The sequence below is a fragment of the Methylobacillus sp. DLP286 genome (genome assembly GCF_056636515.1).
The window spans coordinates 887440-913035 of sequence record NZ_CM153145.1 but is presented as its reverse complement, the minus strand read 5'-3'; the positions used below and the strand labels follow the sequence as shown (position 1 = coordinate 913035).

General features: G+C 56.0%; 22 protein-coding genes and 1 tRNA gene. 14 read left to right on the top strand and 9 right to left on the bottom strand.

From position 1 onward, the window contains the following. Positions 1–7 precede the first annotated feature (7 nt). The 3 genes from ACWXTG_RS04350 (at position 8) to ACWXTG_RS04340 (ending at position 3430) form a co-directional block, all read left to right on the top strand. Positions 8–1066: an ABC transporter substrate-binding protein gene (locus ACWXTG_RS04350; RefSeq protein WP_309565377.1), complete on the top strand. Its 1059-nt coding sequence runs from the start codon at positions 8–10 to the stop codon at positions 1064–1066. Positions 1067–1292: 226 nt separating this feature from the next. Continuing rightward, positions 1293–2387 carry an ABC transporter substrate-binding protein gene (locus tag ACWXTG_RS04345; protein ID WP_407996691.1) on the top strand — a complete coding sequence of 365 codons (1095 nt, stop codon included), beginning with the start codon at positions 1293–1295 and terminating at the stop codon, positions 2385–2387. Beyond that, entirely contained in the window at positions 2384–3430 is a 1047-nt protein-coding gene (locus ACWXTG_RS04340; RefSeq protein ID WP_407996690.1) for an ABC transporter substrate-binding protein, read from the top strand. Before ACWXTG_RS04345 ends, ACWXTG_RS04340 begins: the two co-directional genes overlap by 4 nt. 98 nt (positions 3431–3528) lie before the next feature. On the opposite strand, the gene ACWXTG_RS04335 is transcribed toward ACWXTG_RS04340, so the two are convergent. Further along, positions 3529–3684, bottom strand: coding sequence for a hypothetical protein (locus ACWXTG_RS04335; protein ID WP_407996689.1), 156 nt, complete (start codon positions 3682–3684; stop codon positions 3529–3531). A 159-nt stretch (positions 3685–3843) separates the two neighbouring features. On the opposite strand from ACWXTG_RS04335, the gene ACWXTG_RS04330 reads away from it, so the two are divergent. From ACWXTG_RS04330 to ACWXTG_RS04295, 8 genes are all read left to right on the top strand, one after another. Then, positions 3844–4683 (top strand): ABC transporter ATP-binding protein, encoded by an 840-nt coding sequence (locus ACWXTG_RS04330; protein ID WP_407996688.1) that lies wholly within the window; start codon positions 3844–3846, stop codon positions 4681–4683. 34 nt (positions 4684–4717) lie between these two features. Next, positions 4718–5548, top strand: coding sequence for an energy transducer TonB (locus ACWXTG_RS04325; RefSeq protein WP_407996687.1), 831 nt, complete (start codon positions 4718–4720; stop codon positions 5546–5548). A gap of 38 nt (positions 5549–5586) precedes the next feature. After that, a complete protein-coding gene (locus ACWXTG_RS04320; RefSeq protein WP_407996686.1) occupies positions 5587–6321 on the top strand; it encodes a MotA/TolQ/ExbB proton channel family protein in 735 nt (244 codons plus the stop codon). Then, positions 6321–6728: an ExbD/TolR family protein gene (locus ACWXTG_RS04315; RefSeq protein ID WP_309565370.1), complete on the top strand. Its 408-nt coding sequence runs from the start codon at positions 6321–6323 to the stop codon at positions 6726–6728. Before ACWXTG_RS04320 ends, ACWXTG_RS04315 begins: the two co-directional genes overlap by 1 nt. 146 nt (positions 6729–6874) lie before the next feature. Then, complete coding sequence (locus ACWXTG_RS04310) at positions 6875–7693, top strand: ABC transporter permease (protein ID WP_407996685.1); 819 nt, start codon at positions 6875–6877, stop codon at positions 7691–7693. Further along, positions 7690–8472, top strand: a complete 783-nt coding sequence (locus ACWXTG_RS04305; protein ID WP_407996684.1) for an ABC transporter permease — start codon at positions 7690–7692, stop codon at positions 8470–8472. The genes ACWXTG_RS04310 and ACWXTG_RS04305 overlap by 4 nt, the downstream gene beginning before the upstream one ends. A gap of 79 nt (positions 8473–8551) precedes the next feature. Beyond that, a complete protein-coding gene (locus ACWXTG_RS04300; protein WP_407996683.1) occupies positions 8552–10372 on the top strand; it encodes an ABC transporter ATP-binding protein in 1821 nt (606 codons plus the stop codon). Beyond that, positions 10362–12200 (top strand): ABC transporter ATP-binding protein, encoded by a 1839-nt coding sequence (locus ACWXTG_RS04295; RefSeq protein ID WP_407996682.1) that lies wholly within the window; start codon positions 10362–10364, stop codon positions 12198–12200. Before ACWXTG_RS04300 ends, ACWXTG_RS04295 begins: the two co-directional genes overlap by 11 nt. A gap of 2 nt (positions 12201–12202) precedes the next feature. Here ACWXTG_RS04295 and ACWXTG_RS04290 read toward each other — a convergent pair whose 3' ends face one another. After that, positions 12203–13591 (bottom strand): exonuclease domain-containing protein, encoded by a 1389-nt coding sequence (locus ACWXTG_RS04290; RefSeq protein WP_407996681.1) that lies wholly within the window; start codon positions 13589–13591, stop codon positions 12203–12205. A gap of 258 nt (positions 13592–13849) precedes the next feature. Here ACWXTG_RS04290 and ACWXTG_RS04285 point away from each other — a divergent pair, with 258 nt between their 5' ends. Continuing rightward, complete coding sequence (locus ACWXTG_RS04285; RefSeq protein ID WP_407996680.1) at positions 13850–14017, top strand: hypothetical protein; 168 nt, start codon at positions 13850–13852, stop codon at positions 14015–14017. Between the two features lie 66 nt (positions 14018–14083). Here ACWXTG_RS04285 and ACWXTG_RS04280 read toward each other — a convergent pair whose 3' ends face one another. From ACWXTG_RS04280 to ACWXTG_RS04250, 7 genes are all read right to left on the bottom strand, one after another. Then, complete coding sequence (locus ACWXTG_RS04280) at positions 14084–15118, bottom strand: sulfite exporter TauE/SafE family protein (RefSeq protein ID WP_407996679.1); 1035 nt, start codon at positions 15116–15118, stop codon at positions 14084–14086. A gap of 240 nt (positions 15119–15358) precedes the next feature. After that, positions 15359–15434: transfer RNA gene (locus ACWXTG_RS04275), tRNA-Asn, on the bottom strand. Positions 15435–15660: 226 nt separating this feature from the next. After that, on the bottom strand, positions 15661–16302 hold the full coding sequence (locus tag ACWXTG_RS04270; protein WP_309565363.1) for a peroxiredoxin: 642 nt from the start codon (positions 16300–16302) through the stop codon (positions 15661–15663). 154 nt (positions 16303–16456) lie between these two features. Continuing rightward, entirely contained in the window at positions 16457–17500 is a 1044-nt protein-coding gene (locus ACWXTG_RS04265; protein WP_407996678.1) for an ABC transporter substrate-binding protein, read from the bottom strand. 226 nt (positions 17501–17726) lie between these two features. After that, the gene (locus ACWXTG_RS04260) at positions 17727–19568 is read right to left on the bottom strand and encodes an ABC transporter ATP-binding protein (protein WP_407996677.1); all 1842 of its coding nucleotides are present in this window, start codon (positions 19566–19568) and stop codon (positions 17727–17729) included. Continuing rightward, on the bottom strand, positions 19558–21294 hold the full coding sequence (locus ACWXTG_RS04255) for an ABC transporter ATP-binding protein (RefSeq protein ID WP_480220825.1): 1737 nt from the start codon (positions 21292–21294) through the stop codon (positions 19558–19560). Before ACWXTG_RS04255 ends, ACWXTG_RS04260 begins: the two co-directional genes overlap by 11 nt. A 197-nt stretch (positions 21295–21491) precedes the next feature. Then, positions 21492–23873, bottom strand: a complete 2382-nt coding sequence (locus tag ACWXTG_RS04250; RefSeq protein ID WP_480220824.1) for a TonB-dependent receptor — start codon at positions 23871–23873, stop codon at positions 21492–21494. Between the two features lie 501 nt (positions 23874–24374). On the opposite strand from ACWXTG_RS04250, the gene ACWXTG_RS04245 reads away from it, so the two are divergent. Both ACWXTG_RS04245 and ACWXTG_RS04240 read left to right on the top strand, forming a co-directional pair. Beyond that, complete coding sequence (locus ACWXTG_RS04245) at positions 24375–24851, top strand: hypothetical protein (protein ID WP_480220823.1); 477 nt, start codon at positions 24375–24377, stop codon at positions 24849–24851. A 34-nt stretch (positions 24852–24885) separates the two neighbouring features. Continuing rightward, positions 24886–25575, top strand: coding sequence for a class II aldolase/adducin family protein (locus ACWXTG_RS04240; RefSeq protein WP_480220822.1), 690 nt, complete (start codon positions 24886–24888; stop codon positions 25573–25575). The last annotated feature ends 21 nt before the right edge of the window (positions 25576–25596 follow it).

Genomic DNA, 25596 nt, shown 5'->3' with positions numbered 1-25596 from the left:
CGCGGCAATGAGCGAGCTGATAAATAGCGTAGACCAAATCTGGTTTACCCGTTGCCCGGTGCCGACGGCAACCGGGATTGCCTACAAGCTGGGCTGGCTGGATGAAGAGTTTTCAAAGGATGGCATTACCGTTTCCACCTTACAGGACGGCCCCCGCGAATACAACCGGCACCATTACGACCACCAATTGCCTACCCTCATCCGCGAAGGGGGCAACTTGCTGGCGATCGCGGCCCGCGCGCAATATGCGCCTACGCGCTTGATTGGGCTGACATGGATAGACGAATGGCAAGCGATCCTGGTGAGGCCGGATTCCGGGATTACCGAGCCGCACCAGCTCAAGGGAAGGCGCTTGGCCTTGCCTGCTTTTGTCGACCATCCGATCAAGGACCATGTGCGCGGCAGCAGCATCGCCCGCGGCATGAGCCTGCACGGATATAAAGGCGCGCTCGGTATCGCAGGCTTGACGCTGGATGACGTCGAGCTCGTCGAAGTGGCTGCAGCCGGGGCAGGCCGTGGAGATGGCAGGCGCAGCCGCGAAGTGGTCGGCAGCCTGTGGGCAGGACTGGACGAACTGGTGGCAGGGAATGTCGATGCGGTCTACGTCAAGGGCGCTTCCGCCGTCGAAGCAGCCAAGCGCTTAGGGCTCGTGGTCGGGATTGACCTCGACAGCTATCCCGACAAGAGCGTGCGGGTGAACAATGGCACCCCGCGGCCCATCACGGTGCATGAGGATTTGCTGGAGAACCATTTCGACCTGGTGGTCCGCTTCTTGTACCAGACGCTGCGTGCGGCCGATTGGGCCAAGCACAACCTGGAAGGCGTGCGCAGCATTCTGCAGGACGAGACCTTTGCTGGCGCTGAGAGCGTGGCGACGGCATACCGCAACGATTTCCACCTGCATCTTGAGCCGACATTGACACCCGATCGCCTCGAGCTATTCCGCAAACAGAAGAATTTCATGTGGATTCACGGGCTGCTGGACCGCGATTTCGATTTTGACGCATGGGTGGATCAACGCCCGTTGCAGGAAGCCAAGAAGCAGCTAGAGGCAAAGGTCGCCTAAGAGTGCTTCGCTGAGTTTTGTGAATCGTTCTAACTCAGGCAGGTAGTCATTTGTGTTGAGTAACAATGTTGTGAGTAACAGTGATGATTTTCCAGACTGTCACCTTATATCGGTGTGTTTTACCCGACCACGGGCGAGCGCACTGTTTTTTCATTGAATTATCATGAGCTTCGAATACCCCGCACTGGATTTTGAAGCAGGACTGACATGTTTTGGAGTGATTTAAATGTTGCATAGAAAAATTTATCATCTGGCGCTGGCCGCCATGATGGCATTGCCGGCTTCTGTTGGCTTTGCCGAGGAAGCACCTAAGGTCGTGCGAATTGCGGCAGTGGTATACAACATTGCGGGCAAGACTACTTACCTCAACGGCGCCGCAGTGCTGACCGAAGGCGGGCTGGAAGAGACGCTCGCGAAAAAAGGCGTGAAAATCGAATGGGTGCCTGCCTCCCATTCCGCCGTGGGCCCGATCATCAACGAAGGTTTTGCCAGCGGCAAAATCGATTTCGCCTCTTATGGCGACTTGCCTCCGGTGATCCTGAATGCCTCCAGGCCCACTGTGCAATTGGTGGCGCCCTGGGGACGCAGCGGCAATTCCTATCTTGTAGTGCCGGCAAAATCCAAGGCCAGTACTATTGAGGACCTGAAAGGCAAAAAGATTGCCTTGCACCGCGGCCGCCCCTGGGAAATCGCGTTTGCCAACCTGATCGAATCCAAGGGTCTCAGTTTCAAGGACTTCAAGATCGTCAACGTGAATCCCCAAGTCGGCGCAGCCGCGTTGGCGAGCGGCACGGTGGACGGCTTCTTCGGCCTCAATGATGCGCATATCCTGGAGCAGCGCAAAGTCGGGCGCATCATCTGGTCCACCAAGAACTCGCCGCCCGACTGGAAACTGATGGGCGGGCTATGGGCCAGCAACGATTTCATCAAGAAATATCCCGAGCTTACCCAGACCATCGTGACGGCCTACGTGAAGACCAATTACTGGACTTCGCAGGATGCGAACAAGGACAAGTACATCAAGGAATATGCCACCAATGCCTTGCCGGAAGAGGTGGTGCGCAAGGATTACGATAATGACATCGTCGCCTGGAAGGACCGTTGGTCCCCGCTTTATGATGACGCGCTGAAGACGCATTACCGCCGTGTAGCGAGTTACGCCAAGCAATCAGGCTTGGTGCGCAACGAGGTCAAGTTGGATCAATTGCTGAACCCGCAATTCGTCGAGCATGCGCTCAAGGAACTGAACCTTGAACATTACTGGCAAAGCCAGCAGATCAAGCAGGCTCAGCTCAGTCCAGCAGCGGGTAAGGGGAAATGATGAGGTTGACTGTATTGCCTGCCTTATTGCTGGCAGGGTTCCTGGGCTATTTCCCTACTGCCCATACCGAAGACCTCAAGGTGGTCCGTATCGCCTCGGTGGCAACCAACGTCGGCGGCAAGACGGTGTATACCGGTAGCGCTTCTCTTGTCGTCAATGGTGCTTTCCCGGAAGAGCTGCGCAAGCAGGGTATCAAGGTGGAATGGGTGCCCGCCGCGATGGCGTCCGTCGGTCCCGTGATCAACGAAGGCTTTGCCAGCGGCAAGATCGATTTCGGCATCTACGGCGATTTGCCGCCCATTATCCTCAATGCCAGCAAGCCCACCGTGCAGCTGGTGGCGCCTTGGGGTACGACTTCCAATTCCTATTTGGTTGTGCCGAAGAACTCGACAGCCAAGAGCATCAAGGACTTGAAGGGCAAAAAGATTGCCTTGCACCGTGGCCGCCCGTGGGAGCTGGCTTTTTCCAACCTGTTGCAGAGCGAAGGCCTGACGTTCAAGGACTTCAAGATCGTCAATGTCAACCCGCAAGTCGGCGCTGCCGCCTTGGCAAGCGGCACTGTCGATGGTTTTTTCAGCCTGTTCGATTCCTATATCCTGGAGGATAGGGGAGTAGGCAAAATCATCTGGTCCACCAAGACCGCGCCGGTCGATTGGAAGCTGATGGGCGGGGTATGGGCGCGCAATGATTTTGTGAAGCAGAACCCCGAGGTTACCCAGGCCATCGTCACTGCCTACCTGAAAAGCGTGCACTGGGTAGCGCAGGATGAAAACAAGGAAACCTACATCCGGGAATATTCCAACAAGATCTATCCAGAAAGCGTGAACCGCAGAGAATACGACCAGGACAACGTGAGCTGGCGCCAGCGCTGGTCGCCGCTCTACGATGCAGCCTTGCAGGAGCATTACCGCAAGGCGGTGGCCTATGCGCAGGCATCAGGGTTGACGCGAACGCAAGCTGACGTCCAGCAAATGCTGAACCCGCGATTTGTCACCACGGCATTGCGGGAGCTCAAGCTCGAAGATTTCTGGGTTCCACATTAAAGGCAGCGATCCAGGCTATATGGCTCTGTCGGAGGTAGTCGTAGGGCAAAGGCAGGGCACGACGCCTGGATAATTCGTTAATTGCTCTAGATTGCGATTTAAACAGCAGCGCTAATTTTGCGCTGCTGTTTCATTTCCACCAGCAGGCCCTGTTTTTGTAGCAACACTTTGACTGTGTTTTTTGATGCCATAGCAACAGTTTGCTCTCTGGTGACCGTTCGGGATTTTTCCAAGCCAATGAATTTTAATAACAAGTCGATTTTCCCAAGGATTTGGCACAGGGATTGCCTATATATAACCAAATTGTATTTTTAATTCTCTTTATATGTTTTTATTAAGAGATATTAGAAAAAGTTATTTGGAGTGATGTGCCGCAGGGCACCCAAAAGCCCAGGCGGCAGAAAGAAGCAAGAATGAGTGCATTGAATACAGTGCTGAGTTTTAAACGTGAACAGGCACTGCATGATGAAACGCAGAAAGAGCAAAACGCAAAGCAGCAATTAAAGCCGAGGCCGGTTGCCTTGACTATCGAAAGGGTCGAAAAGGCGTTCCAGCTTTCGGGTGAGCGCCTTCAGGTGCTTTCCGATATCAATCTGGAAATTCGCGCAGGCGAGTTTATTTCGATCGTGGGCGCCAGCGGTTGCGGCAAATCGACTTTGCTGAAGCTGATCGCCGGGCTGGATACCTACTATGGCGGAGACATCGTATACCAGGGCAAGCGCATCCAGGGTACCGACCTCGACCGTGGGATCGTGTTCCAGGAACACCGCTTGTTTCCGTGGCTGACGGTGGAGGCCAATATCGAGCTCGCTTTTGCCGCCACCGAGACCACCAAGGCCGAGCGCAAGCGCCGCGTGCAGGCGCAGATCGACCTGGTGGGATTGTCGGGTTTTGAAAAAGCCTATCCCCACCAGATTTCCGGCGGGATGTCGCAACGCGTGGCGATTGCCAGAGCGTTGGTATTGCGTCCGCAATTGCTGCTGTTGGACGAGCCATTTGCCGCATTGGACGCTTTGACCAGATTGAAACTACAACAGGAACTGCAACGCTTATGGGAGCAGGAGGGCTTGACCACCATCCTGGTGACCCATGATGTGGAGGAGGCTGTGTTTTTGGGGGACCGCGTAGTGGTGATGCAATCCCACCCAGGCCGCATCAAGCGCATCGTCCCCGTCGACCTGCCGCGTCCGCGCGTGCGTTCCACGCTGGAATTCCAGCGTATCAAGGATGACGTGCTGACGGATTTCGTCTAGCACGCCGCAACGGAACATACAAAGGAGGATATACGTGTCTACATCTGCCTTGAGGCCTGCTGGCAGGTTGCTTGAGAGTGGCGACATCCTGCCGAAAAGGGATGAGCTGGCGAAGCGCGTTGCCGAGGCAGGCAAGCGGCTGGATCAGGCATTTGCCTTGCGCCAGAAAGAATTTCAGGAAGAAGCGGCTGTCCCAGGCGGCGGCAGGAATTACCTGGCCCTGGGCCTGGTGGTGATTGCCGTGCATGTGGTCGGGGCTTATTTCTATATCAATGCGGATCATGCGCCGATCGTGCCCAAGCCCCGGCCGGTGGAAATCGAGATCATCAGGCCAGTGATCGAGCCGCCGCCCGAAGTGAAACCGCCACCGCCGCCGCCTCCACCGCCCAAGAAAGTGGTGAAGCAACCGCCGCCGCAGCCCAAGCCGCAACCGGCATTGAAAACGCCGGAGGCCGAGCCTGACATCAAGCCGGACGATATCGTGGTGCAGGAAAACACCACGGCGGAAAGGACCAGCGAGCCAGTAGAGGCCGCGCCGCCTGCGCCTCCACCGCCGCCAGAGCCAGTGAAGGAAGAACCAATAACCGAGGCAATGGGCTATGCGGGCTACTTGAACAACCCTGCGCCGAAGTATCCATCCTTCGCGCAACGGCAAGGTTGGCAAGGCACAGTAGTGCTGCGGGTGCGGGTGTTGGCCAGCGGCAAGGTCCAGGGCGTGGAGATCAAGAAGTCCAGCGGCCGCAAGACATTGGACGAGGCCGCGATAGAGGCGGTGAAAGGCTGGGAGTTTGCGCCGTCCAAGCGCGGCAATACCCCGATCGATGGCTGGGCCACCGTGCCGATTGAATTCAAACTGGCTTCTTAAAGCCATCATTTACGTCATTATTTGAAGGAACATTAAAGATGTTTGATATTTCAGAATCTAATTCATTGATTGTCGATGGCGTGCTCTATGCGCTGATTGCCTTTTCCGTGGTGACCTGGACCTTGCTGTTGGTCAAGGGCTACCAGCATTGGCGCGCAGCCAGCCAGACCAAGCGTTACAAGAAGGCGTTCTGGAGCGCTCCCAATATTATTGCCGCCTCCGAGATCCAGGATGTCGACGGTCCTGCGGCACGCGTGGCGCAGGCTGGTTTCAATACTCTGCGCGACGTAGACAGCCATGCCTCCCATGATCTTGAGCATACCGGCGACCGCCAGGACTTGCTCGAGCGCTCCCTGCGCCAGCAAATCCTCAAGGAGCGCCGCAGCCTGGACAGCGGTCTTGCCGTATTGGCCAGTATCGGCAGCACCTCGCCGTTTGTCGGCCTGTTCGGCACGGTATGGGGCATCATGAACGCGCTGACCAATATCGGCGCGCTGGGCTCCGCCAGCCTGGAAGTCGTCGCCGGCCCGATCGGCGAAGCCCTGGTGGCGACAGGCCTAGGGATTGCGGTTGCGGTGCCTGCCGTGCTGGCATTCAACTTCTTCACCCGCCGCCTCAAGCTGATCAACGGCGACCTCGATGATTTTGCCGCCGACCTGATTCGCCTTTCCCGCAAGGCCAACTTTGCCGGCAGCAAGCCTGTCGAGCTTGGTTCAACCAAGCAAGAGACTTCTTCTTCCGTGGTCAACCTGAAAAATGAGGCGGTTGCATAATGGCTTTCTCGACAACTAGCGAATCAGATGACGTATTGAGCGAAATCAACATTACGCCCTTGGTGGACGTGATGCTGGTGCTCCTGGTGGCGTTCATCGTCACCATCCCGGTACTCAACAACGCCATCACGGTGAACCTGCCTAAAACGGCTGCCACGCAGCCGCCCGAGCCGAAAAAGCCAGTGACAGTGAGCGTGGACGCGGAAGGCAAAGTGTTCGTGGACAAGCAGGAACTGCCAGTGGCGCAACTGGAGTCGGAATTGAAAGCGCGCCATGCGGCCAATCCCGATCTGGCATTGCACTTGAGTTCCGACGAAGCCGTGAATTACGGCGTGGTGGCCAAGGTCATGGCCTCGATCGAGCGCGCCGGCATTACCAAGCTGGCCGTGCTGACCCAGGCGGAATAAAGGCGGTTACAAAACTCTCCTGGCATTGCTGCTTTGCCGAGCGCTACTACTTTTACTCGGCAAAGTGCCTAGCCAGGAGAGGGTTGCGCTGAGTTCTGTTAGCCGCTGTAGCCGCTTCTATTATCAAGCAGGAAAGAATTATATCTATGAGCATAGGTATCAGGGTTGCACTTGGCATCAACCAGGCCGACCCGGTGTTTCGCCGTCGCAGCAGGTTACGCCTGGCGGCGTTTATCTCCCCGATCGCGTTTCTCCTACTGTGGGCATGGGTCACCAAGCTGGAGATTTTCTCTCCGCAATTGCTGGTTTCGCCGTGGGAAGTGCTCGCCAGCCTGCATGAGCTGCTGGATTCGGGCGAATTGTGGGCGCATTTGTCAGTCAGTTTGTCTCGTTTAGGGATGGGTTTCCTGATCGGCGCCAGTTCCGGATTGCTGTTCGGCATCCTGATGGCGTTGTCGCCCAAGGTGGAGGGTTTTTTCTCGCCGCTGTTCCAGGCATTGCGCCAGGTGCCGACCATCGCGTTGATCCCGATCTTCATCCTGTTGTTCGGCATCGAGGAGCTGTTCAAGATCGCCATCGTGACCAAGGCGGCCTTCTTTACCGTGGCATTGGCGTCGTACGAGGCTACCAAGGGCATACCCAAGCATTATTTCGAGGTGGCGCAGGCATATCAGCTGCCCAACCGTACCTTGTACACCAAAGTGGTCATTCCTGCGATCCTGCCGCCTATCCTGACGGGCTTCCGCATTGCGTTTGCGCGTTCATGGACCATCCTGGTGGCGGCAGAGTTGCTTGCCGCCGACAGCGGGCTCGGGCATATGATGCAGATGGGCCGCGAGATTTTCCGCATTGATATCGTGATGGTCGGCGTGGTGCTGACCGGACTCATCGGTTTCGGCATTGACCGCCTGTTCAAGTGGGGCGAGGCCAATCTGATTCCCTGGCGCAAGGTTGAAGCAAAATGACAACGCAAACTCTATCCAGATACCGTATTTTGCAAAGCGGCCGCGGCTGGCTGATCCCGCTGGCACTCCTGCTGTTGTGGGAAGCGATGTCGCGCCAGAGCGCGGAACATGCCTATGCATTCGCCTCTATCTCGCAGATTTATCATGGCTTGCTGGAAATCATCTCGACAGGAGAGCTGCAGCAAGGCGTCGCTGCCAGCCTCCAGCGCGCTTTCCTTGGGCTGCTGATCGGCGGCTCCATCGGCTTCGGGGTCGGTGCGGTGATGGCGTTATGGCGCGTGGCGGATGTATTGATCGGGCCGCTCTACCATATGCTGCGCCAGGTGCCGTTGATGGGGCTGGTGCCCTTGTTCAGCCTCTGGCTGGGCAATGGCGATCCGTCCAAGCTGCTGGTGGTGTGCCTGTCGGCGTTTTATCCCATGGTGCTGGCGACTTACGAAAGCCTGCACCAGGTTGAGGACAAGTACAAGGAAGTCGGGGATGTCTACAAGCTGGGGCGTAGCAAGACCTTCTTCAAGATACTCCTGCCCGCGGCATTGCCCAGCATCTTTACCGGCGTTTCGTTCGCCTTGGCGTTTGCCTGGCTTGCGACCATCGGCAGCGAGATCCTGTTCAGCGCCGGTGCTGGCCTCGGCAACATCATGATGAACGCGCAGGCCGCATCGCGCATGGATATCCTCATTATCCTCACCGCCTTGATCGGTTTGCTGGGCTACCTGATGAACCTGGTCATCCAGCGCGTGGGCCGCTACTTGTTCCGCTGGCGTAATCTGCGCTAGTCTATATCCCAAATAACGCAGTGCGTTCCTGCACTGCCGCCATGCCTGGTTCCCCAGGCATGGCGCATAACCCTGCTGTATGAAAGCCCGGTTTGTGAATCTCCGTTCCTATCCCTTGTTGCGATGTTTGTGGCTTTATCGGCGTACGCCCGTACGTTTCTGGATTTCCGCTGCCTTATTTGCCCTCGCCAATTTCATGCTGGCCTGGCAACAGGGCATGATCGCGCGTGCCGTGCACGATGTGGAGCAGGGCGTGGCCGTCGTCGCGGATGCGGCTGGCAACCTGGATGCCAGCGTGGCCTGGCATTGGCTGCTGATCATCGTGGGCATTGCCGCAGGCCGGGCATTGCTGATGTATTTTGTCGGCTGGCTATCGCTGGTGATCCAGCAAGACCTGCTGGGATATTTGCGCGAGATGATCCTGGTGCAGGTACAGCGCCTGGACCTGGCCTACCATTGGCTGCACGGCGCGGGCGAGATCGTGACGCGCACCACGCGCGACGCCGATAAGCTGCGCGATGCCTTGATCAGCTTCTGGCGGCAGGTGGTCGACACATCGTTCATTATCATCGCCGCGGTCGGCTTCCTGTTCTGGTATCACCCGTTGCTGGGCATCGGCCCCTTGTTATTGACGACCCTGGGCTTCTACATCCTGTTCCGCCAGACCGACCATTTGGTACAGCTCGACCGTGCCGTGGGGCAGGCGTTCGACAGCGTCAACCAGGACTTGACGGAAGGGGTAAGCGGCGTGCGCGTGATCAAGGCCTTCAGCCTGGAATCCACCCGCGTGGCGCAGTTCGAGCGCCATGTCCGTTTCTTCGTCGGCCAGGCCCTGGAAGCCTTGCGCTACTCGACAAGCAGGATACCCATTCCCCAGTTCGTCGTGGGGCTCGGGCAGGTATGGGTGCTGGGCGTGGGCGCATATCTGGTCTACACCCGGCATTTGAATTATGGGGAGCTGGTCGCTTCCCTGTTGATGGCTACCACGCTGGTATTCAGGGTAGAGGGGGTGGGAAGGGTGATGCAGGTGTTTGCCGATGCGCGTTCGTCGGCGGCGCGCATATGGGAGTTGCTGGACGCCTTGCCCGAGATTAAAGGTGGAACGCTGGATATTCCCCAAGGCAAGGCGCTTGGCGTCCGGCTTCAGCAGGTGGGCGTCGAGCCTCCAGGCGGAGGCAACCCGGTGCTCGACCAATGCAGTTTTGAACTCAAGCCCGGCGAGGTCGTGGCGCTGGTCGGGGCGACAGGCTCCGGCAAGAGCACGCTGGCAAGCTTGCTGCCCAGGCTTGCCGATGCCAAGGCCGGCAAGATCGAGTTGAGATGGGATGATGAATGGCACGATGTGCGGGATTTCACCCTGGACGCCTTGAGGCGCGCGATCCATGTCGTGCCGCAGGAGGGTTTCTTGTTTTCCGACAGCCTGGCCAGCAATTTGCGCCTCGCGGGCCAGAACGCGACGGACGAGGAGCTGCTGTGGGCATTACGCATGGCGTCGGCAGAAGAAGTGCTGGCACGGTTGGAGTCGGGGTTGGAGACCCGAATCGGCGATAGGGGTATTACGCTCTCGGGAGGACAGCGGCAGCGGATCTGCCTTGCGCGCGCCTTGATAGGGAAGCCTTCCATCCTGGTGCTGGACGATGCCACCAGCGCGCTGGATGCCGTGACCGAGCGCACGGTATTGAACAACATCCGCCGCCTGCCGGAAGACAAGGGGCAGGCGGTTTCAGTGCTCATGATTGCCAGCAAGCTATCCACTATCCTGCTGGCGGATCGCGTACTGGTGCTTTCGGGCGGCAGGATCATTGCGGAAGGGACGCATGCGAGTTTGGTGGCGAGCAGCGCGGAATACAGGGAGTTGATGGGCGTGCAGGAGTTGACGGAGGTGGAAGATGGCCAATGATAGAGCGCCCGCCCTGCGCGTGATGTCCGATATCGAGTTGGAGGAAATGCTGGCGCAGCAGAAACTGCAGCGCGGCATGTTCTGGCGCCTGCTGCCTTTGCTGCGCCCGGTGAAGCATTTCGTAGCCGGGGCCATCATTGCGGAGATCGTGCTGGTCGGGCTGGTGTTCCTGCGGCCTTACATGATCGAGCAGGTGATAGACCATGGCCTGGTGAAAGGCTTGGCGGGAAGCTACAGCCTCAATACGCATATCATCCTGTGGGCCTTGGTCGGCATGACCATTTCCTGGGCCGGGCGTTTCGGTCTGGCAGGCGTTTCCCAATATCTTTCCGGCTCGGCGGCGATCCGGGTGTTGAACAGCTTGCGCGTGAGTGTGTTCAATCACGTGCAGCATTTGAGTGTGGGGTATTTTGACCGCACCAAGTCTGGCCGCATCGTCTCGCGCATAGACCGCGACGTCGACAGCCTGGAGCCATTGATGATACAGGGGCCCCCCGAGCTGCTGTCGGCCTTGCTACGCAGCGTAGTAGCTGGGATATTGCTCTGGCTGACCTCGCCGATATTGTTCCTCAGCCTGGCATCCGTGATTCCCTTGTTATTCGGGGCGACATGGCTGTTCAAATATTTGGCGCAGAGCAATTACGCCCGGGTGGCGGAAAACCGCGCTCGCTTTACTGCGCACCTGGTCGAGACGGTGGCCGGCGTGCGCCTGATCAAGCAGGCAGTACAGGAGGAAAACAACCGTGCCAGCTACCGCGTGCTGATCCAGGACTTCATCAACGCCTTGATCCGCAATACCCTGATGTCGGGCTGGTTCTCGCATTTCACCGGCGTGCTGACGACCCTGGGCATGATGCTGCTCATCGTCTTCGGCAGCCGCGAAGTCGCCTTGGGACATATCAGTTTTGGGCAGATGGCTGCGAGCATGTTCTATGTCTTCATGTTCCTCGGGCCGTTGCAAGAACTGGGCGACCTGTTCGAGCGCTACATCAACGGCGTGGCCTCCGCCCAGCGTATTTTCCTGCTGCTCGACACTCAGCCGGAGATCCGTGATGCCGAGCACCCAGCGCCGTTGCAGCAGGTGCGGGGCGATGTCGAGTTCCGCAATGTCGTGTTCTCCTATCATCCGGACGGGGAAAACCCGGTTATACGCAACCTGAACCTCAAGGTGGAGGTAGGCGAGGTGCTGGCGATCGTCGGGCCAACCGGCCATGGCAAGAGCACGCTGGTGCAATTGCTGACGCGCTTCTACGAGGTGCAGGGCGGCGCGGTGCTGGTCGACGGCAATGATGTGAAATCCGTGGCGCAGCATGAATTGCGGCGCCATGTCGGCGTGGTGCTGCAGGATAACGTCTTGTTCAGCGGCACGATTATCGCCAACTTGCGGCTGGCGAAGCCGCACGCCAGCGAACAGGAGCTGATCGCCGCGGCGGAGGCGCTGGGCGTGCATGACATCATCAGTCGTTTGCCGCATGGCTATCAGACGGAGGTGGGAGCCCTCGGTAGCCACCTGAGCCATGGGCAGCGGCAACTGGTATGCCTGGTGCGGGCCTACCTCGCCGATCCGGCCATCCTGATCCTCGACGAGGCGACTTCCGCCGTGGATATCCAGACCGAGCGCAAGATACAGCACGCTTTGCGGCGCTTATGCGAGGGGCGGACCGCCATCATCATCGCGCACAGGCTTGCCACCATCCGCGATGCCGACCGCATTGCCGTGATCCGCGACGGCCAGGTGGTGGAGCAGGGCGCGCATGACGCATTGATGCGCCAGGGCGGGCATTATGCCGCGCTGTATCATGCCTATGAGGCCGGGCAGGAGTTTTAAATTTAAAGCTGCAGCAATTGCAGGCCGGGTTTGTTGAGTTGTTTCAGCAGCAGTTTGTAGGTATCGATATCGAAGATGAACGCCGTCTTGGTGTGGCGCATCATATCCAGGCTGTCGTGCTCGTCCGCCGTGCCAAGGTAGCACCAGTGCTCAAACACATGCACTGCGGACTTTCCATTCTTGGCATTGGTTTCGCGGATGCCGATCTTGCCGGGATAGGGCCATGATTTCAGTTGATGACTGATCAACGCCTGCTTCAGGCGCAGGTAGTGCAACTCCGGCGGCTCCTGGTTGCAGCACACCCCCTTGCAGCGTTTGAGCTGATATGAAAAGCAAGGGCCATTGCCGCTTTCCAGCCCCAGGTGTTGCGGGCAAAGCCCGTGCACCTGGGCAAGCTGGCGCAATGCGGCTACGGCCTGGCGCTTGGTGCGATAGGTCCCGTAGAGCTCGCCCAGCAAGTCTTCGGTCATGGCATCCTGTGCGACCAGGGTCAGCAAGGGGCGTTGCCCCGCAGACGGGGCCAGATGCCAGGAGCAAAGCTGCTGCTCGCGTCGCAACTGCCGGTTATGTATCGGTTGGCGCTCCTTGATCAACCTGGCTTCCAATAACAACGCGCCAAACTCCCCGGCGGTCTCTATCCATTCGATATGCTTGATTTCTTGGGCGATGCGCATGCCGCGCGCCCGCGCATGGTCGCTGTTGAAATGCGACAGCACGCGGTTGCGGAGGTTGACGCTCTTGCCTACATAGAGGGGAAGGGCATTTTCCCCATAAAAGAAATAAACGCCGGGTGTTTCCGGTATGCCATCTATCAATTGCGGATCAATGTCGGCAGGCAGCGACTGGCCTTTGAGCAACTCCTCGGCCGTGGCCTGCAATGTTTCCAATCCATGTTCGGCTTCTGCAATATGCAGGAATTCCGCCATGACATCCACATCGCCCATGGCGCGGTGTCGTGCCGCGCAGACGATGCCATGGCGCGCGATGATGGCATCCAGGCCGTGGCTTTTGTATTCAGGATAAAGCCGGCGCGACAGCTTGACGGTGCAGAGCACATTCTGTCGCAATGTCATGCCTAGGCGCTTGAACTCGTTCTTGAGGAAACCGTAATCGAACCGTACGTTATGCGCGCACAATACCGCCCCGTGCAGGTGGGAAAGTAGCTCGTTGGCGACATCGCGGAACAAAGGCGCATCCTTCACCATGGCATTGCTGATGCCGGTAATGGCATTGATGAAGGGCGAAATGTGCATTTCAGGATTGACCAAGGTCTGCCAGCGTTTGACCTCGACTCCGTTTTCGTAACGGATCAGGCCGATTTCAGTGATGCGGTCTGTAACCGGGGTCGCGCCTGTGGTTTCAAGGTCTAGCAGTACGTAAGCGGGCAACATGATGAAGGAAGAAACTCAAATATATGAACGATTGTACAGCAGGCTGGGCATGTTATCGAATGCCTGGCATGAGCAACTTATGCGGATTGAAGACGGGCGAATATTGTAAGCCAGCCGCTATGGCATGGGATATGCTTAATCTCATATGACATCGGATAAGTCTCAACGGTCTGTCAGGTTACTGAGGCTTGAAAGAATTCTTTGGAAGTGATTTGTAATACAACTTTCACATGGCCTGCTTATGATCGATTTACACATATGAAAAAAGAGCGCATCATGGATGAAATGGAATACAACCAGCTAGTTGCAACCGATGATTCCGGCAAGGTACATGAAGTCGACGACCTTGTGATTGCCCTGCGAGCCGCCGGTACGCCTTTTACTGATGACATTATCCAGTCCGCGATTGACGAGGGCGTACAGTGAGCGGCAATTTCGCGGACCTTATCTCCTTGTAGGCTTGTATTCGCACAAGCTTTTGTTTTTTTATGATTAAGGAAACTTAATTTTCTTGATTAATTGATTATCGCGATCATAGTAATAAGCCTCGTAGGAAATCTTTTTCAAGGCATAGACTTTCTCGATAACGATTTTGGCAGATCCTACATCTTGCGAGAGTACGTATGCCTGTCGTGCTTGATCGAGGTCTGAGAATGGAATGATTTTCTCGAATTCGAAGCCTTCACCATATTTAAATTCAATGGTGTAGATCAAGTCATTCCAGTTGAATGTAGCATCGTAACCTTTTGACACCCTGACGATATCAATATTGGGGTTGTGAGCTTCTTGAATCCTTACCACCGCACTATTCAATAGCAAGATGCCTGACAGTACCATGGCGCTATAACCAATCTTGCTGAATACCTTGATCGATATTTTAGGCAGGACATACTTCATCAGATAAGTAGAAGCGATTGCCGCCACCGCAACCAGCATGCCGATATAGAACGCCTTCAGCGTAAACAAGCCGAATGAGGCATATAAGCATAATTTGACAATATGCAGGATGATCTCATTGGCCGCCCGGGTGGCGATGATCTCTTCCTTTGTTAGCCCGTAGCGTAGATATACCCCGTTGAACAGGACACCTACTGCGCCAGTCAAGGCTGAGATAAATCCGGCCAAGAAGCCAATAAATCTGAGAAGGCGGCTTGAAAATGGTGGCTTATCCTGAGGAGGTGCCGAATCCTTCTTGAATATATAAGGCAAGTTGGATACCAGGAAGACCGCCATGCACAACTCTATATACATCGGGGCCAGATAGCTCAGTAGCCAAGCTCCAACCAACACTCCAGGCAGCGCGAACGGCAAGAAGTGTTTTACTATGTTCCAGTCAATTTGCCGGAAAAATAGATAGAGCTTGGTAATTGAGCTGATGGACGTCCCGATGGAAAGGGCTGCAGGCACCTGGGCAGCTGGCAGGGCATAACCCAGAATCGGAATCAGCAACAGCCCGGCACCACCTCCGCAAACCATGCTCAGGGCAAAGGCCAGGAAAGCGACGAGGAAAATATTCAAATACATCATGGTATAAGTTATTAATATCTAATCTTAAAGATGAAAAGCGTGGTCCGAGTCTGGCAATCAAGTTTCCCCCATCCAATACAACAGGCGATAAAGCAGGGCCGCTCAGATAGATTACCGACTAAAGAAAACTTGAGGATTACACATGATGTGTTGCTAACAAGCAACATGGCGCTGATATAAATCTAAAGACGGAACAGACTAAAGAAAAAAGGCCCACATTGCTGTGGGCCTTTCTCTGTTTGGCTCCCCGACCTGGGCTCGAACCAGGGACACACGGATTAACAGTCCGTTGCTCTACCGACTGAGCTATCGGGGAATCGAGAAGCCGCTACTATACTGGGCTGGCGGGGAGTGGTCAACTATTTTCTATAAAAAAATGACAGATTTCCGATGCTAGTTTTGACGCCATTTTTGCTGACCTGGAATTTTCTTTTTGAATCAATTGTCAGTGCAGGTTGTTAGATTGTGCCGTTAGGGATGATTTCCTGAAGCAAGTAAAAAAATGCCCGGGCAGGCCGGGCATTTGCTAGATTAATCCATCTTCATTTATTGGGCTGAGGGGTGAGCCTCAGGTAGGGCTTGACGGCTTTGTAGCCCTTGGGGAATTTCTCCTTGAGCACTTCCGGGTCGGTGATCGAGGGCACGATGACGACGTCGTCGCCGTCTTCCCAGTTGGCCGGGGTAGCAACGCTGTGGTATTCGGTCAGTTGCAAGGAGTCGATCACGCGCAGGATTTCGTTGAAGTTGCGGCCGGTGCTGGCGGGGTAGGTCAGCGTCAGGCGGATTTTCTTGTTCGGGTCGATGATGAATACGGAGCGCACGGTGGCGGTGGTGCTGGCGTTGGGGTGGATCAGGTCGTAGAGCTCCGACACCTTGCGGTCGGCATCGGCAATGATGGGGAAGTTGACTTCCGTGCCCTGGGTTTCGTTGATGTCGGTGATCCAGCCCTTGTGGGAGTCTACCGGGTCGACGGAGAGTGCAATGGGCTTGACCTTGCGCTTCTTGAATTCTTCCGCAAGCTTGGCGGTGGCGCCGAGTTCTGTTGTGCAAACGGGCGTGTAATCGGCAGGATGGGAGAACAGGATGGCCCAGCTATCGCCCAGCCATTCATGGAAGGAGATAGTGCCGATGCTGGAATCCTGGGTAAAGTCGGGTGCGGTGTCACCCAAGCGTAGTGTTGCCATGTTGAGGCCTCCTGATTGATTCTCTGAGCTAGTATTGATGGCCTGGTTCTACGACGGCCGTCAAATGAATAAGGCAGCCCTCATTGTTATGAAGGCTGCCTCGATTTTAACCATACTGCGCCAGCAGTTGTTATGGTTAATTGTTATATGCTTATTATGCCGCCTTTTGCGAGAGCGAGCGCAGCACTTCGGCCAGCGGGGCAGGGTCTATCCAGGCCTTGACGTCGAAGTCAGCCTTGATGAAGCCCCATTCCAGCAGGAAGTTCTTGTAGCCTTCCAGCGCGGCGATGAATTCCGGGTTCAGATCGGTACCTTGGTGCAGGTGGATGTCGCTGCCATAGGCCTTGCGCACGTATTCGTCGGTAGAGCCGGACTCCTTGGCAATGTAGGCCACGGTTTCAGCCTCGTGGGCTGCTGCCCAGTCGCCGGCATCGACGATGCGGCGCAGGAAACGGGCTACCAGGTCAGGACGCTGGCGCAGGAGTTCGCCATCGACCGTGATAGGGCGTGGAGCGCCGTTATTGGCGCGGACTTTCGGGTCGGGGTGGTTGCGTACGTCGTAGACAATGGTCAGGCCGTTGGCTTCGGCGGCTTCGTAACCGCGTGCGCCCTTGGTGAAGATGACATCGACCTTGCCGCTCTTGAGCGCTTCCAGCTCGGTCGCATAGGCAATGCGGGTGCCATTGCCCCAGCCAAAGCCAGGCGCGGACTGCGGCACTTCAAAATCGATCAATTCCACATCATTGGTGGAAAGGCCTGCTGTTTCCAGCGTGACGACGATGCCGCGCAGTGCGCTGGCGCGTTGATGGTCGATGCTGATGCGGTTCAATGGCAATGCGATTTTCTTGCCTTTGAGGTCTTTGGGCTCCTTGATGCCGGAAGCAGGCAGGGCAAGGAGCAATTGGGCTTCGTCGACCCAGTTGAGGCCGATGACCTTGGTGTCTGCGCCATTGGCGTGAGCCCAGATGGCCGGGACGTTGCCGCCCTGGCGGAAGGAGTGCGGCAGCTTGTGGTCATAGTGCGATTCGAGCAGTTCCGGGTCGCGGGTTTCCTGCAGGGTGTTGATCGTAATGTTGTCGGGCTGGAATTCCTGCTTGAACCAGTCCTGGCGGGCTGCAAGGCCGAGCGGGGTGGGGACCGGGCAGCGTGTGTACCAAAGGGTATCAACGGATGTGTTTTGAGAGCTTGCTGACGACATGAAGAGTCTCCTTGTAATTGAGCCTGCGCAGATGAACAGGTTGGAGCCTTATTAGTGGCATGTTCCATGCCAGGGTAAACATGTAAGTGATAATTGTTAAAATTATTTATATATCAATAAATTAATATAATTTATTAATGTTGTTTATTATTATGTGGTGATTGTAAATCAACAGCATCCAGGGCTGCTGTTGATTATGAAACAGTAGCCCTGGCTGTGGTTGAGGCTAGGCAGGCTGATTGTTGGCGTTGGAGGCTTCTTCGTATGCCTGGTAAAGCCGGGAATAAGCGCCGCCCTGGCGGATAAGCTGTTGATGATTGCCTAGCTCCTGGATATTGCCGTCCCAGATGACGGCGATACGGTCTGCATCCCGGATAGTGGCAAGGCGGTGCGCGATGATGATGGCGGTGCGGCCTTCGCACAAACGGCGCAAGGCGGTCTGGATGCGGCGTTCGGTATGGATATCCACGGCAGAAGTGGCTTCATCTAGCACCAACACGGCCGGGTTGGCGAGATAGGCGCGCACCAGGCAGACCAGTTGCCGCTGCCCGTGGCTGAGGAATGCGCCGAGCGGGCCGACTGCGGTACGGTAGCCCGCAGGCAGCCGCTCCAGCACTTCATCGGCACCCAGTTCGCGCGCGGCGGCAATCAGGGCTTCATCGCTGGCTTCAGGAGCTGCCAGGCGCAGGTTGTCCAGCACCGTGCCGGAGAATAGGACGTTGTCCTGCAGCACGATGCCTACCTTGCGTCGCAAATCCTGCTGCGCATACTCGCGCACATCCTGGCCGTCGATCCTGACTGCGCCTGCATTGACCTCATAGAAGCGCGTCAGCAACTGCACCAATGTGCTTTTGCCGTGGCCGGTTGGCCCGACGATTGCCAATACTTCGCCAGGGTGGATATCGAGGTTAAAGCCACGTATTACGGGCTTTTCCGGCAAGTATCCGAAGATGACGTTATCGAATTCGACTTTGCCGGATTGCTGCTTGGGGATTACAGGGGTTTGCGGGTCCTGAATTTCAGGCTCCGTATCCAGCATCAGGAAAATGCGCTGCGCCGACGAAGCGCCGGAAGTGTAGCGCTCGAACAAATCGTTCAGCTCCTGCAGCGGCCCGAGGAAAAGCTGGACATAGAACAGACTCTGCGCGAGCTGGCCGACCGTCATTTCCTGGTCCGCGATGCCGATACCGCCCACCATGAGCAGGAAGGCCATGCCGACGGTGCTGAGCACCTGCGTCAATGGCAGGAACCAGCTTGACTTCATGGAGCCCCTGATGAGGATATTGTTGAAGTCTTCCAGCAATCCGCGATAACGGCGCGCGTTGCTGGATTCGTTGACCATCTGCTTGAGGATGCGCACGCCGGAGACGGTTTCCACCAGGTGCGCGGTAAAGCGCGCACGCGCCTCGGCGACACGGCCCCAGATTTTCTCCGAGATGCGCTTGAACAGCCAAGTGCCCAGAACCAGGAAAGGTACGATGCTGGCCAGGGCTAGAAACAGTTTGGGCGAAATCCACCATAAGGCGATCGAGGCCACGACCAGGCGCAGCAGCGCTGAGAACAGCTCGGGCGGGCCCTGCACCAGCAAGGGCTCCAGCGTATCGATATCGCGGTCGGCGCGGGAGATGATGCGGCCGGCCTTGGTCTGGTCGAAATAGCGCACGCTCAATGCCTGCACATGGCTGAAGACGCGGATGCGCAGCTTGTTGAGGATGTCGATGGCCGCCGTGCCGGCGAGGTATTGCGAGAAGCTGCCCAGACCGAAGCGCAATGTCCAGCTCACGCCGGTGGCGACTGACATCCAGGCTAGCAGCGGGGTATTGAGGACGATGCCTTGTGCGGTCTGGATGAAGCCGTTGTCGATCACCTCGCGCAGGAACCACGGACGGATGAAGATCACGCCCACGAGCACGATTTCGAGCAGGATGACTGCGAGAATCCGGCCCTTCACATCCTGCAGCAGTGGCAGCAGGCGCCAGAACATGCTGCGGTCCAGCTTCTTGCGGGCGAAGGCCTGTTCCAGCTCGATATCATTGAGCGGCTTGTCGCCGCGGAAATCATTTGCCATGGCTGACTCCCAGCAGGTCGCGGTATTGCGCATTGGTGGTGGATAAATGCTCATGCGTGCCTTGGTCGCTGATTCGGCCCTGGTCGAGCATGGCGACTCGGTCGGCGAGCAGGATGGTGGAGAGCTTGCTGGCAATCAGGATGACGGTGATGGGCTGGCCGTTGCTGTTGCGCAGTTTGCGGATGTTGTCCAGCACCTGGCGCTCGGTAATGGCGTCCAGCGCGCTGGTGGCGTCGTCCAGCACCAGGATCGAAGGCTCGGCGAGAAACGCGCGCGCCAGGCTGATGCGCTGCCGCTGCCCGCCGGACAAGGTGATGCCGCGATCGCCGATTCTGGTTTGCAGGCCGTCGCTCAAGCGGTCGAGCACTTCCGTTGCACCCGCTTGCTCCAAGGCTTGCAGAATTTGTTGCTCGCTTGCCTCCGGCTTGGCTAGCCGCAGGTTGGCCTCCAAAGTGTCGGAGAACAAGAAACTTTCTTGAGGAACCACATTAATTTTTTTTCTTAATTCATTTAATTTGAATGATTTTATATTGTTCCACCCTGCCCAGGGCGAGCCGATTTCCACGCTGCCGGCATCCACATCCAGCAAGCGCGGCAGCAATCCCGCCAGGCTGCTTTTGCCGGAGCCCGTCATGCCCACGATCGCCACCACCTCGCCTGGGGCGACTTCAAGATTGCAATCCTGCAATATCGCATTGCCCTGGCCAGGGGATTGGATGCCGACATGATTCAGGCGGATGCCCAATGCGCCCTCTGGAACGGAGTCGGCGCCTGACTTGATCGTCGGCTGCTCGTCGAGCAGTTCCCAGATGCGTGCGGCGGAGGCGCGCGCATCGGCGAAAATCTGGATCACCCGGCCGATGCCCTCGATGCGGAACACTAGTGCATTGGCGACCAGCACCGAGGCAACCAGCTCGCCGATATTGAGCGTGCCTTGCTGCACCAGGTATGCCCCCGCAGCCAGGATCCAGACATGGCTCAAGGCAACCACGGTCTGCGGCAGGGGAATACGCGAGGCGGCATAGGCCAGTGCGCTGCGCGCGTTCTGCATGAAGCTTTGCACCAGCGTCGTGAAAACCGCGACGCGCTGCTGTTCCAGGCCGAAGGACTTGATGACGCGCACGCCGTTCACGCCTTCGCTGAGTTCCTGATTGACCGCGTCGTAGGCCGCACCTACAGCCCTATCCAGCGTCACCAGCTTTTCTGTCTGGGTGACGAATAATGTAATGCCGCCCAGCGTGAATGCCAGCGTACCCAGGCCCAGCCATGGGTGATACCAGGAGAGCAGGGCGACGGAAACCAGTACCCAGAGGCTGGCCTCGAATACCTGGCGCCAGAAGTTGATCAAGGCGTCGCGCACCTTATCGGCATCCCGCGTGGTACGCGTGACCATTTCGCCCATGCCGTGCCGCCAGTGGTAGGCGAGGTCCAGCCGCTGCACCTGGTGCAGGATGCGCTCGCGCAAGATGGTGAGCAGGTCCTGGCCGATCACCAGCGACATCAGACCGCCGACATATTGCAATATGCCCCTGCCAAAAGCCACCAGCAGCAATAGAACGATCCAGTGCAGCGCTTGTGAATATTCCAGGCTGCCATCCGCGAGCCTGGTAATGGCATTGCCGCTCTGGACATCGTTGACCGCTTGGCCGACCAGCCATAGCTGCCATGCCATGCCGATATTGACGAGGGTGAACAAGGCAGCGGTCAAGGCAAATTTGTATGGCATGTAGCGATACAAAAGCAGGCAGCGGATGAGGGGGTATTGCTTCATACTGATTGGGTGCTCGTGGTTTAAAGATACGAATAATTTGGGAAGACGCTCGATTGCATTGATGCCGCTAGAACTCAATAAAAGAAACAGCCTGTTTCCAGGCTGTTTCTTGAACAAAGTCGTACAGTGTTTAGGTTAGTTGACTGAAATTATTAGAAGCGGTAGGTCAAGGATGCGCCTATCGTTCTTGGGTTGCCCCAATACACAGTGTTACCAGAGATGGCGGTGCCTGCAGGAGCACTTGCTGGTAGGGCGTGGTAGCGGTATTCCTTGTCGAACAGGTTGTTGACGTAGCCGGTGATCTCGATCTTGTCGTTCTTGGTCAAGTAGCTTACGCGTGCATTCACCAAGGTGTAGGCTCCCTGGTTCAGCAAGTCGTTGTTTTGCGGTACGACAAAGAAATACTGCTTGCCTAGATAGCGCGCATCGGCTCCCAGCAATATCCTGCTGCCGTTTTCCAGCGGGATATTGTAGGTGCCGCGTAATTGGGCGCTCCAGCGGGGAGCACGCACGAACTCGTTGCCATCGTGGTTGCCGCCGCCATTCTGGATGTCGAATTTTTCGAACTCGGTCTTGAGTATGCCGATATTGGCATTCAAGTGCAGGTTATTGGTCGGCAATGCCTCGACTTCAAATTCTGCGCCCTTGACGCTGGCTTTTTCCACGTTTTGCAAGTAGGAAATTGGCACAGCAAGATTGGTGCCGACGACATTGACTTGCACATTGCTGTAGTCGTAGTAGAAGGCATTGGCATTGAAATTCAAGCGGCCGTTCAACCATTCGGACTTATAGCCGATTTCATAGGCGTTCAATTCTTCCGGCTTCAAGGTATTCAATGCCAATGGGTTTGCGGCAGCGGTATTGTAGCCGCCGGACTTGATGCCACGGGAGAACTTGAAGTAAACGCGATCCGTGTCCGTGATCTTGTATTGCGGGGTGATGTCGTAAGTGAAAGCGTTCCATCGTTTGCTACGCTCATCAGTAAACGTGCCTGTTCCTCCAATGCCGCCAGTGTAACTGCTCCACCAAGAACCCAGATCGGACCAAGACGCTGTTCCTGCAGTGTTATTCAAGCGATTAAGGTCGTATTTCTTTTCTTCAGTAGTCCAGCGAGCGCCTAAAGTAGTATCAAACTTTTCACTGAAGTTATACGTAGTGCTCCCGAAGATAGCGTAACTTTCGCTCTTATGGGATAAGTCAGTAGAATTAAAGCTCACTGGTTGGGAAGAGCCTGCAAACTGAGGAACCGATCCATTAGGTAGTCTCGCGTTGGCAGAGAATGAATCAATATCCTCTTTGAAATAGAAGAAACCGGTCAGCCAGTTCCAGCGATCCTCACGAGGAGACGCTAGGCGGAATTCCTGTGTCCACTGCTTACTTTTTGCATCTGTGTAACCACGGCCAATTTCTAACGGAGAGTTATCTGTATCGGCGAAATTCTCAGTTTTGTAATCGGCATACGCAGTAATGGAGGTGAGTGTAAGTTTGCCGATCTGCCAATTAACATTCAAGGAAATACCGTTTTGCGTAACATCGTTGCTTTCTTCGGCATTGCTGCTGACATGGTTGATATTCCGGCTAGGTCGGTAGCCATTGCGGAATTCGCCTGTCCGGCTGTAGACCGTACCGACGTTGCCGTCGGTTTTGTACTTGCGGTGGTAAACGTTCAATAAGGCATCGAGGTCAGGAGTCAGCGCAAATAACAATTGGCCGCGAATGACCGAGTCTTCAACGCCGCCGCTGGTTTTACCGTTGAATTGGTTGGTGAAGCGGCCATCGAGGTCCTGGTTATAGAAGGAAATACGGCCTGCGATGCGCTCGTCGACGATGGTGCCCCCCACGGCGCCCTGGATTACCTTGTCACTGAAGCTGCCGTAATCCACCTTGGCATAACCTTCAGGGTTCTCCGAGAAGGTAGGTTTCTTGGAAACGATATTGACGGCGCCGCCAGTCGTATTCTTGCCCCAGAGCGTGCCTTGCGGGCCGCGCAAGATTTCCACGCGTTCCAGGTCGAAAATGGGGATGCCGGTGGCGCTGGCATTGCTGATGAATACGTCATCGATATAGAAGCCGATGGGGTTGGGGAAATCCAGCTGTTGCTGGCCTGCGCCCACGCCGCGGATCCACCAGCGTGGCCGGCCATTCTGGATGGTGCCGGCTGATGAATTGGGGACGTTGTTCAGAATTTCGCCTGCAGAACGGCCTATGCCTCTTTGCTGCAGTTCTTCCCCTCCCAATACCGAAATGGCGGTCGGTACTTCCTGCGCATTTTCTTCACGGCGTTGGGCGGTCACCACAATGCTGCCAAGGGATGATTCGACATCCTTTGCTTGGGCAGGAGTGGTTTCTTCGTTGTTTGATGTTGCTTGTGTCGTGGCGGTGCCCGTGGCTTGAGGAGTTTGCTCATCGGCCGCAAATGCGGGAGCGATAAAAAAACTGCCTGCAAATGCGGCGGCTACGGCGATTGTGAGTTGTCGTTTGACAAATGGGCTTGGGACCGACTCTGTTGGCAAGGGCGTGCTTTTCCTGGACATTGAATTTTCCTGCTAATAATGAAATGAATGGCCCAGCGCATTGCTGTGCACAGGCAAAACTATCGGCAGGATTCGTGCCAGTACTTTGTTTCCTTCATGTAAATATCTTAACCATATGAATTATATTGGATATTTATTTTCCTCTAATTTTTGTCGTAGTAACGCTGTTGTTTTGCGGGCAATGCCAGATGTTTATTTTTAAACAAATGTTGTTTTTCAAGCAGCAATTGCGAGTTGCAAGCCAGGATATGTTTGTTTTTCAGCAGAGGCAGCATGGCTTATTGAGGAGATTGTTGATTTCCGGTCACTGATATTGAGATTGTTTATCGTGATCTTTTAGCAGTTTTTGATAATAAATTTTATATAAAAAATAATAAGTTGGTGAATTTATTTAATAAATTAGATTAATTTTTAATTGTCGTGGGCTGGTCCTGCTTAAGTCGATCCTGGCATAGTGCTTGCGAATGAATGGGTTCAGATGACTTGTGGTTAAGGATGTATATGGCGCAGAACCCAGCAGAACCAATCCGCCTCTGGTATACCCGTTGCGGTGCCGCCACGGCTTCCGCGTTGGCGATCCGCCAAGGCTGGCTGCAGGCCGAGTTTGCCCAGGACGGCACTATCCTCCACTCGCTGCGCGATTCTGACAGCCTCGAGTTGCGCAACGCGCATTTTCATCATAAGCAGTCGGGTTTGTTCCGCGAGGACGGGAATATCCCGCCGATATGGGCAAAAGGGACCGGCCAGGATGCTGTGCGGATCGCATGGCAAGAATGTGCACCTGTCGTTCACCCCGTCATTATCCGAGGAATAATCCGCGGGTTGGAAGTGCAAAAGGACTTTCTGCACGAGTGGGACTATTTTTCGGACGATTTCGATATCAGGGATTGGATAGTGCATGAGCCGCTGGAGGCCGCCAGAAAACTGGTGGAAGCACAACTACAGTTTGCCAATTTCCCCGACAACATAGCTGCTTAGCAGCGGTATTTAATTTTTAACTGGAGGATGTGAAATGAGTGAAAACCTATCCGAAATCGACTTGGTGTCTTATGTGGACGAAGCCAAGGCCGATGCGATCCATGCATTCAACGTATTGCGCGAAAACGGCACCTTGTCTGCGAGCCTGACCTTCCATATTTCCCACAGGATCCCGGGCCACGACAAGCTTTTGCATATCCGCTTCCCGGGCGGACTTGCGCGTGACCATACCCCCAGCCTGCGTATCAGCAAGTTCTCCGAGGAAAGCAGCCATATCCTGAACGAGTCGCGCCTGGATGCGGACACCGCCATCCATATCCATACCAATTTCTTGTCGGCATGGTCGCTGGCGCACAAGCCGTTCCCGATCCTGTATGTCGCCGCGGCCCGCCATTTGCTGGCGCGCGAAATCCCCAACCACCTCGACCGTACGCGCAGCGTTCTGGACGTCATCAAGGAACGCTTGGATAAGCACCCTGAACTGGCACCTCCGCCTGCGTTGTTGGAGTCCAACGGCGGCGTCAATTTCTGGGGCAAAGGCATCATCCGCACTTCGGAGCTGATCTTGTTCGTGGAAGAGGCCGCGCGCTACCAGGCGATCGCCGAGCAGATCGGCGGCGCCCAGCACTACACGCCAGGCGCACTGGAAGTACAGTGGAAGCGCACTGGCTTGCTGGAGAAGGCCAAGGCATACAGCGGCCGTTATCTGGAAGATATCGCCTAAGCGTCCAGCTTAGAAGACATA